The sequence below is a fragment of the Streptomyces sp. NPDC017056 genome (assembly GCF_044332485.1).
Lineage (GTDB): Bacteria > Actinomycetota > Actinomycetes > Streptomycetales > Streptomycetaceae > Streptomyces.
On the sequence record NZ_JBIRPD010000014.1, the window covers coordinates 106,811 to 119,453 of the forward strand.

The following is a 12,643-nucleotide window of genomic DNA, read 5'->3' on the forward strand; positions in this document are numbered from 1 at the left end:
TTTTCGGTCCCCTCGGCTCCGGCCTCGGACTGCTTCTGTGCGCCAGAGTGCCACTCATGCTGCAACTGTGACGGGCCATCCACCAAGGTGTGCATATATCTGTCGCCCGAAGCAGTGAACTCTGCGACGCGAGACCGGATTTGCTCGGCACACTGTCGGATCGGAATCGGCCATCGGCCGAAGGGCGCGCCCGCGGCGCGTTCTTCGCCGCACAGGACGGAGGACACGGCATGCGGTACGGGCCCGCGGTGCGCCGCCGCAAACTGGGCGCCGAGTTGCGGCGGCAGCGCATGCTGGCCGGACTCACCAGTGGCGGGGCGGCCCGCCTGCTCGGGTGGCACCAGTCCAAGATCAGCCGGATCGAGACCGGGCGCAGCGGGGTCAGGCCCGCCGACGTCGAACGGCTGCTGGACGCGTACGGCGTCCGGGAAGCGGAACCGCGCGCGCTGCTCGCGGCGCTGTGCGGGGACGGCTCAGGGCAGGGCGGCGGCGCCGGCCGGCAGGGCTGGTGGCAGGCGTACCGCGACCTGCTGCCGCCGGAGTACCGGGACTTCATCAGTCTGGAGTACGAGGCGTGCCGGGCGCGCACGCTGGAGACGACGGTGGTGCCCGGGCTGCTCCAGACGCCGGACTACGCGCGAGCGGTGACCCGCGCGGCGCTGTCGGGCCTGCCGGCGGAGCAGGTCGACAAGTTGGTGGACGTGCGCATCGCCCGCCAGAAGGTGCTGCACGGGGAGCGGCCGCTGGAGCTGTGGGCGGTGCTGGACGAGGCGGTGCTGCGGCGGGAGGTGGGCCCGCCCGGGGTGATGGCCGCGCAGCTGCGGCACATTCTGGACGTGGGGCGATTGCCCCACGTGCGACTACAGGTGCTGCCTTTTGCGTCCGGTGTGCACATTGGCATCACGGGTCCTTTCGTTATCTTCTCCTTTCCGCTCATTGCTGACCTAGATGTGGTTGTTCTCGACCATTTGACGAGTAGCCTCTACCTCGAACAGCAAGAAGACCTCAGGGCGTACAGCGATGCGTTCGACATGCTGCGGGGGCACGCCCTCTCATGCGAGAAGTCATCGGAATTCATCGCCCGGATCGCCGCTGCCCGACCGGCCGGCACCGGCGCCTGAGGAGGCACCATGTCCGTCCCGCTCCGGCACGATCCCTGCGGCCCCGCGGTCCATGACACGCGGTGGCGGCGCAGCAGTCACAGCACCGGCATGAACAACTGCGTCGAGACGGCCCGCATCAGCCGCGGCCTGCTCGCCGTACGCGACTCCAAGAACACCGCGGGCCCGGCCCTGCTGTTCACCGCCACCGCCTGGACGTCCTTCGTCCACGGGCTGACCGACGCCCGCTTCGCCAAGGTGGGCTGAACCGGCGCGCCCGGCCGCCCGCCACCCTCAGCCCGGCGGCGCGGTCCGTACGATCGTGCGGACCGCTTCCCGCACCTGCCGGGGAGACAGGTCGGCGCGGGCGGTGAGGCGGAGCCGGGAGACGCCGTCCGGCACGGACGGCGGCCGGAAGCAGCCGACCGCCAGGCCGGCGGTGCGGCAGTCGGCGGCCCACCGGACGGCCAGTTCCGGCGAGGGGGCCCGGACCGACACCACCGCGGCGTCCGGGCGGACGACCGCCAGCCCGGCGTCGCCCAGCCGCTGGTGCAGTTCGCCGGCCACCTCGCGGACCCGGGCCGCCCGCTCCGGTTCGCGGCGCAGCACCTGGAGCGCCTTGCGTGCCCCGCCGACCGCGGCGGGGGCCAGCCCGGTGTCGAAGATGAACGTACGGGCGGTGTTGACCAGGTGCTCGACGACCCGGGCCGGGCCGAGGACCGCGCCTCCCTGGCTGCCGAGCGACTTCGACAGGGTGACGGTGGCGACCACGTCCGCGTCCCCGGCCAGCCCGGCCGCGTGCAACGCGCCGCGCCCCCCGTCGCCGAGCACGCCCAGCCCGTGTGCGTCGTCGACGAGCAGGGCCGCGCCGTGCGTCCGGCAGGCGCCCGCGAGGGCGCGCAGCGGCGCGGCGTCGCCGTCCACGGAGAAGACGGAGTCGGTGAGCGCGAGCGCCCTGCCACCGTGCCCGTCCAGCGCCTTGCCGACCGCGTCCGGGTCGGCGTGCGGCACCACGTCGGTGCGGGCGCGGGAGAGCCGGCAACCGTCGATGAGCGAGGCGTGGTTGCCCGCGTCCGAGACGATCAGGCCGCCGTGGCCGCTGAGCGCGGTGACGGCGGCGAGGTTGGCCGCGTAACCGGAGGACAGCACGAGGGCGGCCTCGAAGCCGCAGAACTCGGCGAGTTCGGCCTCCAGCCTGGTGTGCAGCTCGGTGCTGCCGGAGACCAGCCTCGACCCGGTGGCGCCGGCGCCCCAGCGGTGCGCGGCCTGCGCCGCGCCGCGGGTCACCTCGGGGTGCCGGGCCAGGCCGAGGTAGTCGTTGCTGGCCAGGTCCAGCAGCGGCGACTCGACCGGCCGCGGCCGCAGGGTGCGTACGAGGCCGGCCCGGCGGCGCTGTTCGCCGGCCGCATCGATCCAGCCGAAAGCGGCGTCCCCCGCGCCGGCGCCGGGCCCGGCGGGCCCGCGGTCGGCGCCCGGCGCCGCCGGCACGTCGCGAGGCAGGGCCGGCACGTCGTGGGGCCGCGGCGGGGCTGGGTCGTCCTGATGCATCGGCTTCCTTCTCGTTTGTGGGCTGTCGATAGACGTTAGCGGTCGTTACTCGCTCCTACGGTGTGGCAATGCACACACCCCCGATTGGCGCCCTTGTTGGGTTCCTCCATGGTCCCGCGTGGCGGACGTACGCCAGGATCGTCGCCATGGATCTGCTGACAACGCTGGTGGACAAGGGGCTGCGGCGCGAACTGCCGACCCGCGAAGAGGCACTCGCCGTACTGGCGACGCCCGACGACGACCTGCTCGACGTGGTGGCCGCGGCCGGAAAGGTGCGCCGCCGTTGGTTCGGGCGGCGGGTGAAGCTCAACTACCTGGTCAACCTCAAGTCCGGGCTGTGCCCCGAGGACTGCTCGTACTGCTCGCAGCGGCTCGGCTCCAAGGCCGAGATCCTCAAGTACACCTGGCTCAAGCCGGAGGACGCCTCCAAGGCGGCCGCGGCCGGGGTGGCCGGCGGCGCCAAGCGGGTCTGCATCGTGGCCAGCGGCCGCGGGCCGACGGACCGGGACGTGGACCGGGTGTCGCAGACCATCGCCGCCATCAAGGAGCAGAACGAGGGCGTCGAGGTGTGTGCCTGCCTCGGTCTGCTCTCGGACGGCCAGGCGGCCAGGCTGCGGGAGGCGGGCGCGGACGCCTACAACCACAACCTCAATACGTCCGAGGCCACCTACGGGGACATCACCACCACGCACACCTACGCGGACCGGGTCGAAACGGTCCAACAGGCGCAGGCGGCGGGCCTGTCCGCCTGTTCCGGGCTGATCGCGGGCATGGGCGAGAGCGACGCGGACCTGGTGGACGTGGTCTTCGCGCTGCGCGAGCTGGACCCCGACTCGGTTCCGGTCAACTTCCTCATCCCCTTCGAGGGGACGCCGCTCGCCAAGGAGTGGAACCTCACCCCCCAGCGCGCGCTGCGCATCCTGGCGATGGTCCGTTTCGTCTGCCCCGACGTGGAGGTACGGCTGGCCGGCGGGCGCGAGGTGCACCTGCGCTCGATGCAGCCGCTGGCCCTGCACCTGGCCAACTCCATCTTCCTCGGCGACTACCTGACCAGCGAGGGCCAGGCCGGCAAGGACGACCTGGCGATGATCGCCGATGCGGGCTTCGAGGTGGAGGGCACCGCGACCACCACGCTGCCGGAGCACCGCGCCGACGCGCTCGCGGGCGGCTGCGGCGGCCACGGCGGCGCGGGCGGCGGCTGCGGGCCGTGCGGGGACGGCGAAGCCGAGGCGGCGGCGGAACCGGCCGGCGAGTCCCGTACGGGCCTGGTCGCGGTACGCCGCCGGGGCGCGGGTACGGAGCTGCCGCCGAATGCCTGAGGCCACCCGGCTCACCGCCGCCGAACTGCTGGCGCTGGACCGGCAGCACGTCTGGCACCCGTACGGCCCGATGCCCAACCGCGTCGATCCGCTGGTCGTCGCGTCGGCGTCCGGTGTACGGCTGAGGCTGGCCGAACCGGTCGAGGGCCGGACCGAATTGGTGGACGGCATGTCCTCCTGGTGGTCGGCGGTGCACGGTTACCGCCACCCCGTGCTCGACGACGCCGCCCGCTGCCAGCTGGACCGGATGAGTCACGTGATGTTCGGCGGACTCACCCACGAGCCCGCCGTACGCCTCGCCGCCCGGCTGGTGGAGATCACCCCGGACGGCCTGGAACACGTCTTCCTCGCCGACTCCGGATCGGTGTCCGTCGAGGTCGCCGTGAAGATGTGCCTCCAGTACTGGCGCTCGGTCGGCCGGCCGCGCAAACAGCGGCTGATGACCTGGCGCGGCGGCTACCACGGCGACACCTGGCAGCCGATGTCGGTGTGCGACCCGGACGGCGGCATGCACGACCTGTGGCAGGGCGCCCTGCCCCGCCAGCTCTTCGCCGACGCGCCGCCACCCGGCTTCGACGCACCGCCGGACCCGGCGTACGCGGCGCAGCTGCGCGACCTGGTGGCGCGGCACGCCGACGAACTGGCGGCGGTCATCGTGGAGCCGGTGGTCCAGGGGGCGGGCGGGATGTCCTTCCACTCCCCCGGGTACCTGCGGGTGCTCCGCGAGGCGTGTGACGAGCACGGCGTCCTGCTCGTCTTCGACGAGATCGCCACCGGCTTCGGCCGTACGGGCTCCCTCTTCGCCGCCGGACACGCCGGGGTCACACCGGACGTGATGTGCCTCGGCAAGGCGCTGACCGGCGGATACCTCACGCTGGCCGCGACGTTGTGCACGGCCGCCGTGGCGGACGGGATCTCCAGGGGCGAGGTGCCGGTGCTCGCGCACGGGCCGACCTTCATGGGCAACCCGCTGGCCACCGCGGTCGCCAACGCCTCGATCGACCTGCTCCTCTCGCAGGACTGGGCGCGCGAGGTCAAGCGGATCGAGGCCGGGCTGCGGGACGGGCTCGCCGGGGCCAGCGCCGTCGAGGGCGTACGGGACGTCCGCGTCCTGGGCGCCATCGGTGTCGTCCAGTTCGACCACGAGGTGGACATGGCGGCCGCCACGCGGGCCGCGGCCCGGGAGGGCGTGTGGCTGCGCCCGTTCCGCGACCTCGTCTACACGATGCCCCCGTACGTCACCGGGGACGAGGACGTGGCCCGGATCTGCGCGGCGGTGCGCGCGGTGGCGGCCGCGGGGTGAGGGCCGGGCCCCGGCGGTGGAGCCGGGGCCCGAAACCTCCAATGCGGCGGCAACCAGGCCCCGTCCCGCTCCGGGACGACCAGGCCCCGCCCCGCTCCGGGACGACCAAACCCCATCACGCTCGAAGACAACCCGGCCCCATCACGCTCGAAGTCAGGAGAAACCCATCGTGTCGGTGCTGTTCGTGACCGGAACGGGCACAGAGATCGGAAAGACCGTCACCACGGCGGCCCTGGCCGCGACGGCGCTCGCCCGAGGCCGCTCCGTCGCGGTGCTCAAGCCCGCCCAGACCGGCGTCGCCCCCGGTGAACCGGGCGACACGGCCGAGGTCGTACGGCTCGCCGGGCCGCAGGTCGGCACCGCCGAACTCGCCCGCTATCCCGAGCCGCTGGCGCCCGCCACCGCCGCGCGCCGCGACGGCCTGCCGCCGGTGCGCCCCGAGGAGATCGCCGAGACGGCGGCCAAGCTGGCAGCCTCGCACGACCTCGTGCTGGTCGAGGGCGCCGGCGGGCTGCTCGTACGGTTCGACGAGCGCGGCGCGACCCTGGCCGACGCGGCACGCCTGGCCGGCGCACCCGTGCTGGTGGTCGCCCAGGCCGGTCTCGGCACGCTCAACGCGGTGGCGCTCACCGCGCTCGCCCTGCGCTCGTACGGCGTCGACTGCCCGGGCGTCGTGGTGGGCAGCTGGCCTGCCGCTCCCGGCCTGGCCGCCCGGTGCAACCTCACCGACCTCCCCGAGGCGGCCGGCGCGCCGCTTCTGGGCCGCGTCCCCGAGGGGGCGGGGAGCCTGCCGCCCGCGGAGTTCCGCGCGCAGGCGCCGGGTTGGCTGGCACCGGCGCTCGGAGGCACGGCGTAACAGCCGGTGTCCGCATCCCGGCGGTGCCCGCACAGTGGTACCGCGGTACGGCACGGCGGGACACTCGAACCGGAGAACGTCGTCCGGCGAGAGGATCCAGCCATGCCGCAGCGCAGCAAGGTCGAGCGGGGAGCCGTGCACCATCCGGTCTTCGCCCACTGGTACGCGCGCTATGCGCCGTTCGCCGATCGCCACGCGGGCCTCGCGGACCTACGGCGCGACCTGCTCGCCGGGCTCTCGGGCCGGGTGATCGAGATCGGCGCCGGCACGGGGGCGAACTTCCCTTACTACCCCGGCACCGTCTCGGAAGTGGTGGCGATCGAGCCGGAACGCACGTTGCGGCGGCGGGCCCTGACCGAGGCGGCCCGCGCCGGCATTCCGGTGGACGTCGTGCCGGCCACGGCAGAGGCGCTGCCGGTGAAGAGCGAGGCGTTCGACGCGGCGGTGCTGTCACTGGTGCTGTGCTCGGTGCGAGACGTACAGCGCGCGTTGTCGGAACTGCGGCGGGTGCTGCGGCCGGGCGGCGAACTGCGCTTCTTCGAACACGAACGCTCCCGGCGGAACGGACCGGCCACACTCCAGCGGGCCTTGGACCGCTCGGTGTGACCACTGCTGATGGGCAACTGCCACCTGTCGCGCGATCCGCTCGGCGCGCTGCGGGCCGCGGGGTTCGAGATCGGCGCGTTCCGGCGGGGCCACATCCTGGGGCACGGCGCCAAGCCCGCACCGCCGTGGACGGTAGTGGGCGTCGCGCGTCGGGCGGAGGACCAGCGAGAGAGATAGCCGCACCGCCGACCCTCCCCCGGCTACCCGCCCTCGTACAACCGCCGGTGCCACCACGGGTACGGCTCGCCGCTCCAGTCCGCCCAGTGGCGCGGGTCGGGATCGGGCCGTGTACGGCGCCGGAACTCGGCGTCCAGGCGTGCCAGATGGCTCCGTAGCTCGGCGCGGGGGCGCGGCGGAAGAACGCACAGCACCGCCTGCAACGCGTCCCTGACCACCGCTACGTCCTCGTACCGGCAACCGGGGCACGCGGGGCACTCCGAGGCGGTCAACCACAGCTTGGCGCCCGGACGGCGCAGGAAAGCGCGGTAGCGGCGCAGGAAGTCCTCGGTACGGCCGGGTGACACGTCGTGGCCGTGATCACCGTGCTCGGCGTACCGGATCGCGGCGCTGGTGCCGGGGGACAGACGGTCCAGCGGGCCGGTGTCGTAGGCCCAGGAGGGAGGACGGCGTCCTCGGAGCCGTCGCGCGGCGCGTAGCGCGCCCGGCCGTCTACGCGGCATCGGCCTTTCGGCAGATCATCGTCATGACGGTGATTGTGCCATCCGCCGGTTCGCGCACACCACGCCGGTTCTTTCACGCGCCCATCAGACCGTGGTCGTACACGGGCAGGCCCGGCGGTGTCGCGGGCTGCGCCCGATCTCGCGGGCGCCGGTCGAATGCCCTGGTCACAGGCGGTCGGACCGCTCGCTCCCGCCGCCCGGGAGCCGCCCCGGCGTCATCCCGGGGTCGTACACGCATCCTGTCCGCAGCGCCGGACGCCTCGTCGGCGCAACCGACCTGTCACAAGAGACCGCAGGTCAACGCCCTGTCTCCGCACGGCCCTTGCGGGCGCGCCAACCGGCATGACCAACCTCGCGGCTGACGCGCGGGCGCCGCGGCGGAGCCTAACGTCATCAGCATGATCAGACTGCTCCGCGCGGCCGGTACCGCCGCCTTCGCTCTCGCGCTCAGCCTCCCGCTGCCCCTCGCCGCGGCCGGCACGGCCTCGGCCGCACCCACGTCCACCACGGCGTCCCCGCCGCCGTCCGCCGCACGGTTGGAACTCCCCGCCCCCACCGGGCAGTACGCGGTCGGCCGCGCCACGCTGCCGCTCACCGACCACAGCAGACCCGACCCGTGGGTGCCGGCGGCCAAGGCCAGGGAGCTGATGGTCGACCTGTTCTACCCGGCGCACTCCGGCACCGGCACGCCCGCGCGGTACGCGACCACCGAGGAGATCCGGCTCCTGCTCAAGGACCGTGGTCTGGAGGACGTGGTCCCGGCCGAGACGGTGAGCGGCACGGCGACCCACAGCCGCACCGGCGCCCGCCCCGCGACCGGTACGTTCCCGCTGCTCGTCCTCTCGCCGGGCTTCACCGCCGCCCGCTACACCCTCACCAGCCTCGCGGAGGAACTCGCCAGCCGCGGCTACGTCGTCGCCACCGTCGACCACGCCTACGAGAGCGTCGGCACGGCCTTCCCCGGCGGCCGGATGCTGACCTGCGCCGCCTGCCCGCAGGTGCACGACAGGGAGACCGGCCGGTACGCCGTCACGGGCCGGGCCAAGGACGTCTCGTTCGTCCTGGACCGGCTCACCGGACACCGGCCCGCCTGGCGGTACGCACACCTGATAGACAAGAACCGCATCGGTGTGGGAGGCCACTCGCTCGGCGGCGCGAGCGCCGTCTCCGCCATGGCGCTGGACAGCCGTATACGGGCCGGCGTCAACATGGACGGCTCGTTCCACGACCCCGTACCGGCCGGCGGGCTCGGTGCCCGCCCCTTCCTCATGCTGGGCACCGACAACGAGGTCCACCGGCCCGGCGGCACGGACAAGACCTGGGACGAGACCTGGAGCCGGCTGGACGGCTGGAAGCGCTGGCTGACCGTCGCGGGCTCGGACCACTACACGTTCACCGACACCCCGGCCCTCGCCGACCAGCTCGGCATGCCCGACACGCCGCCGGCCCTGTCCGGCAAGCGGTCGGTCGACCTCACCCGCACCTACGTAGGGGCCTTCTTCGACCTGCATCTGCGCCACATACCGCAGCCCCTGCTCCAGGGCCCGGCCAAGGAGAACCCGGAGGTGAAGTTCCACCGTCCCTCCTGAGGCGCGTATCAGGGGCGGATCCTCCTCCGGGAGGAGGCGGCGGACCCGTTAGGGAACCCGCAGAGGGATACCCGGGCGCCGGGCGCTGCCCTACTGTCGGGGGCCACGCGGGAGTTGTCGCCCCGTGACGCGCGGGGCCGACGTCGGGGAGGCTGACGTGTCCACACCGGTGGCGGGTACGGCGGAGGGTGTCACCGAAGACGGCGAGGCGGCCGCGCGAGCGGTGTCGTTGGTCAAGACGTACGGAATGGGCGAGACCCGGGTCGTCGCGCTGGACGGGGTCGACGTCACCATCGGGCGCGGACGGTTCACGGCGGTCATGGGCCCCTCGGGTTCGGGGAAGTCCACGCTGATGCACTGCCTCGCGGGCCTGGACACGGTCTCCGCCGGCCGGGTGTGGCTGGGCGGGCGGGAGATCACGGGCCTGAACGACCGGCAGCTGACCCGGCTGCGCAGGGACCATGTCGGCTTCATGTTCCAGTCGTTCAACCTGCTGCCCACCCTGACGGCCGAGGAGAACATCACGCTGCCCATGGACATCGCGGGCCGCGCGCCGGACCGGGAGTGGCTGCGCGAGGTGATCGGCACGCTGGGGCTCGGCGACCGCTTGCGGCACCGGCCCGCCCAGCTCTCGGGCGGGCAGCAGCAACGGGTCGCTTGCGCACGGGCCCTGGCCGCCCGTCCCGACCTGATCTTCGCGGACGAGCCGACCGGCAACCTGGACTCGCGCTCCGGCCTGGAGGTGCTCCACTTCCTGCGGGAAGCGGTGGACGCGCTCGGGCAGACGGTCGTGATGGTGACCCACGACCCGAACGCCGCCGCCCACGCCGACCTGGCGCTCTACCTGGCGGACGGGCGGATCGTCGACGAGATGGCGCGGCCGACCGCCGAAGCCGTGCTGGAACGGATGCAGATCTTCGCGGCGGTCCCGCACCCCGGCCCCCGCCGGAACGGCTGACCCGCCGTGCTCAGAGCCACGTTCCGCGGGTTCTTCGCGCACAAGGGGCGGCTGCTGCTGTCCGCCCTCGCGGTGGCGCTGTCGGTGGCGTTCGTGGTGGGCAGCCTGATCTTCTCCGACACGACCGGCGCCACCTTCGACCGGCTCTTCGCCTCCACCGCCTCGGACGTGGAGGTGGCGCCGCGGCAGGACTTCGACGCGCCGGGCGGCATCGGTTCGGCCGAGACGCCGACCGTACCGGCCGCGCTGCGGGGCCGGGTGGCCGGTGTCGCGGGGGTGGCGGGCGCGCACCTCGACGTCCGGGTGGAGACGGTCACCGTCACCGACGCGCGCAACCGGCCGGTGGGCGCCACGCGGAACGCCCCGTCCGTCGCCGTCAACTGGTATCCCACCGACCGCAGTCCGGTACGGGTGACCGGCGGCCGGGCGCCGCGCGGCGCGGGCGAGGCGATGATCGACCGGGACACCGCGGACCGGGCGGGCATCCGCATCGGTGACACGCTGCGCGTCATCGCCCCGCCGGGCACCACGTCCGTACGCGTCGTCGGCATCGCCGCCTTCACCACCACCAATCCGGGCAGCTCGCTGGTCTTCCTGGAGACCAGGGCCGCGCAGCGCGCTCTGCTGGGCGGCACCGACCGGGCGACCGGCATATCCGTGGACGCCGCGCCCGGCGTGCCGGACAGCGTGCTCAAGAGCCGGATCACCGCCGCGCTCGGCACCGGCGCCGCCGCGTACGACGTCCGGACGCGGGCCGAGCAGACGAAGAGCCAGGCCGAGAAGCTGGGCGACTACCTGAGCATCCTCAAGTACATGATGGTGGGCTTCGCCGGCGTCGCCGTCCTCGTGGGGATCTTCCTGATCGTCAACACGTTCTCGATGCTGATCGCGCAGCGCACCCGGGAGCTGGGGCTGCTGCGGGCGCTCGGCGCCGACCGCCGCCAGGTGCGCCGTTCGGTGCTGCTGGAAGCGCTGCTGCTGGGGGTCTTCGGTTCCACGGTGGGGCTCGCGGCGGGCGTGGGGCTCGCGGTGCTGCTGGTCGTCGCGATGGGCTGGTTCGGGCTGCGGCTGGACACCGCCGATCTGGTGCTGAGCTGGCCGACGCCGGTCGCCGCGTATGTCGTCGGCGTGGGCGTGACCTTCGTCGCCGCCCTGCTCCCGGCGCTGCGCGCGGGCCGGGTCTCCCCGATGGCCGCGCTCGCCGACGTGGAACTGCCCGGCAGGGGGCACTCGTTGCGCCGTCGCACGGTCGCGGCGGTCCTGGTGGGCCTCGCGGGCGCCGGCGCGCTGGCTGGCTGCGCGCTGAGCGACCGGACGGCGAGCGCCGGGGCCCTGCTGGCGCTGGGCGTCCTGCTGACGCTGGTGGCCGGTGTGATCGCGGGCCCGCTGCTGGTGCGCCCGGTGATCCGGCTGCTCGGCCGGGCGCTGGAGCCGGCGTTCGGCGCGGTGGGCCGGATGGGCCGCCGCAACGCGCTGCGCAATCCGCGCCGTACGGGCGCCACGGCGGCGGCCCTGATGGTGGGGCTGGCGCTGGTGGCCGGGCTGTCGGTGGCCGGCGCTTCGGCCGCCGCGTCGATCACGCGGCAGATCGACCGGACGCTGGGCGCGGACTTCGTCGTACAGAACCCGTCGTTCGTGCCGTTCTCACGGGAGGTCACGGACCGGGTGCGCGCGACGCCGGGGGCCGGCACGGTCGTGCGCCAGCGCGTCGTGCCACTGCGGCTGAAACTGCCGGACGGCCGGTCGGTCACCACCGTGGCCGGTGCGTTCGACCGGGACTTCGACGCGGTGGCGAAGGTGGAGTACGCGGCGGGGAACACCGCGGCGGCGCTGGCGCCCGGACGGGTCGCCGTGCAGCGGAAGTTCGCGCTGGAGCACGGCCTGCGGGTGGGCAGCCGGTTGGACGCGGTGCTGGCGTCGGGTCGGCCCGCGCGGTTCACGGTCGGCGCGCTGACCGAGGACTCCGGTTCGGGGCCGGGGACCGAGGGCGGGCTTTTCATGGGGATGGCGACCCTGGAGAAGTACGTCCCGCGCGGCGAGGACTCGGTGCTGTACGTGAACGCCGCCGAGGGGACCGCTCCGGACGAGCTGCGGGCGGCCCTGGAGCGGACGCTCACGCCGTTCCCGCAGGTACAGGTGAGCGACCGGGCCGACTACAAGGAACTGGTCAGCGGCCAGATACAGGGGCTGCTCAACCTGCTGTACGGGCTGCTCGGGCTGGCCATCGTCATCGCGGTGCTGGGCGTGGTCAACACGCTGGCCCTGGCCGTCGTCGAACGCACCCGCGAGATCGGGCTGCTGCGTGCGGTCGGCCTGTCCAGGAGGCAACTGCGCCGGATGATCCGGCTGGAGTCCGTGGTGATCGCCCTGTTCGGCGCGGTCCTCGGCCTCGGGCTCGGGCTGGTCTGGGGCGTCGCCACGCAGCGGGTACTGGCACTGGAGGGGCTGACGGTGTTCGCGGTGCCGTGGCCCACGGTGGTGGCGGTGGTGGCCGGGTCCGTGGTGGTCGGGCTGCTGGCGGCGCTGCTGCCCGCGCTGCGCGCTTCCCGGCTCAACGTACTGGCCGCCATCGCCCACGAGTGACCCGGCGCGCGCGTACGCCGGGTCACCCGCGCCATGGTTCGACGCAAGGCGAACCTCCACTACACTCACCAGCTGTCCGCACCACACGACCAGCGCACGCG

Annotated in this window: 10 protein-coding genes and 1 pseudogene; 9 read left to right on the forward strand and 2 right to left on the reverse strand. The window is 73.7% G+C overall.

Going from position 1 to position 12,643, the window contains the following annotated elements:
- Positions 1-230: 230 nt before the first annotated feature.
- Entirely contained in the window at positions 231-1,121 is an 891-nt protein-coding gene (locus tag ACH4OW_RS25395) for a helix-turn-helix transcriptional regulator (protein WP_360129024.1), read from the forward strand.
- A 9-nt stretch (positions 1,122-1,130) separates the two neighbouring features.
- Positions 1,131-1,367 (forward strand): DUF397 domain-containing protein, encoded by a 237-nt coding sequence (locus tag ACH4OW_RS25400; RefSeq protein WP_360129021.1) that lies wholly within the window; start codon positions 1,131-1,133, stop codon positions 1,365-1,367.
- 27 nt (positions 1,368-1,394) lie between these two features.
- Here ACH4OW_RS25400 and ACH4OW_RS25405 read toward each other — a convergent pair whose 3' ends face one another.
- Entirely contained in the window at positions 1,395-2,648 is a 1,254-nt protein-coding gene (locus ACH4OW_RS25405) for an 8-amino-7-oxononanoate synthase (RefSeq protein WP_398030156.1), read from the reverse strand.
- 146 nt (positions 2,649-2,794) lie between these two features.
- Here ACH4OW_RS25405 and bioB point away from each other — a divergent pair, with 146 nt between their 5' ends.
- From bioB to ACH4OW_RS25425, 4 genes and pseudogenes are all read left to right on the forward strand, one after another.
- Complete coding sequence (gene bioB / locus ACH4OW_RS25410) at positions 2,795-3,967, forward strand: biotin synthase BioB (RefSeq protein ID WP_398030157.1); 1,173 nt, start codon at positions 2,795-2,797, stop codon at positions 3,965-3,967.
- Entirely contained in the window at positions 3,960-5,270 is a 1,311-nt protein-coding gene (locus tag ACH4OW_RS25415; RefSeq protein WP_398030158.1) for an adenosylmethionine--8-amino-7-oxononanoate transaminase, read from the forward strand. The genes bioB and ACH4OW_RS25415 overlap by 8 nt, the downstream gene beginning before the upstream one ends.
- Positions 5,271-5,439: 169 nt before the next feature.
- Complete coding sequence (gene bioD / locus ACH4OW_RS25420; RefSeq protein ID WP_398030159.1) at positions 5,440-6,126, forward strand: dethiobiotin synthase; 687 nt, start codon at positions 5,440-5,442, stop codon at positions 6,124-6,126.
- Between the two features lie 102 nt (positions 6,127-6,228).
- A pseudogene (locus tag ACH4OW_RS25425) lies at positions 6,229-6,909 on the forward strand (class I SAM-dependent methyltransferase).
- 23 nt (positions 6,910-6,932) lie between these two features.
- Here ACH4OW_RS25425 and ACH4OW_RS25430 read toward each other — a convergent pair.
- The gene (locus ACH4OW_RS25430; protein WP_398030160.1) at positions 6,933-7,412 is read right to left on the reverse strand and encodes a hypothetical protein; all 480 of its coding nucleotides are present in this window, start codon (positions 7,410-7,412) and stop codon (positions 6,933-6,935) included.
- A gap of 398 nt (positions 7,413-7,810) precedes the next feature.
- Between ACH4OW_RS25430 and ACH4OW_RS25435 the strand changes: the two genes are divergently transcribed.
- From ACH4OW_RS25435 to ACH4OW_RS25445, 3 genes are all read left to right on the forward strand, one after another.
- A complete protein-coding gene (locus tag ACH4OW_RS25435) occupies positions 7,811-9,001 on the forward strand; it encodes an alpha/beta hydrolase (protein ID WP_360129001.1) in 1,191 nt (396 codons plus the stop codon).
- A gap of 157 nt (positions 9,002-9,158) precedes the next feature.
- The gene (locus tag ACH4OW_RS25440) at positions 9,159-9,959 is read left to right on the forward strand and encodes an ABC transporter ATP-binding protein (protein WP_360128998.1); all 801 of its coding nucleotides are present in this window, start codon (positions 9,159-9,161) and stop codon (positions 9,957-9,959) included.
- A 6-nt stretch (positions 9,960-9,965) separates the two neighbouring features.
- Positions 9,966-12,542, forward strand: coding sequence for an ABC transporter permease (locus ACH4OW_RS25445; protein ID WP_398030161.1), 2,577 nt, complete (start codon positions 9,966-9,968; stop codon positions 12,540-12,542).
- Positions 12,543-12,643 lie beyond the last annotated feature (101 nt).

Bases quoted from the DNA above. Each gene is read 5' to 3' on its own strand.
- ACH4OW_RS25405 (WP_398030156.1), bottom strand. From the start codon at position 2,648: ATGCATCAGGACGACCCAGCCCCGCCGCGGCCCCACGACGTGCCGGCC.
- ACH4OW_RS25395 (WP_360129024.1), top strand. From the start codon at position 231: ATGCGGTACGGGCCCGCGGTGCGCCGCCGCAAACTGGGCGCCGAGTTG.
- bioB (WP_398030157.1), top strand. From the start codon at position 2,795: ATGGATCTGCTGACAACGCTGGTGGACAAGGGGCTGCGGCGCGAACTG.
- ACH4OW_RS25415 (WP_398030158.1), top strand. From the start codon at position 3,960: ATGCCTGAGGCCACCCGGCTCACCGCCGCCGAACTGCTGGCGCTGGAC.
- ACH4OW_RS25400 (WP_360129021.1), top strand. From the start codon at position 1,131: ATGTCCGTCCCGCTCCGGCACGATCCCTGCGGCCCCGCGGTCCATGAC.
- ACH4OW_RS25430 (WP_398030160.1), bottom strand. From the start codon at position 7,412: ATGCCGCGTAGACGGCCGGGCGCGCTACGCGCCGCGCGACGGCTCCGA.
- ACH4OW_RS25435 (WP_360129001.1), top strand. From the start codon at position 7,811: ATGATCAGACTGCTCCGCGCGGCCGGTACCGCCGCCTTCGCTCTCGCG.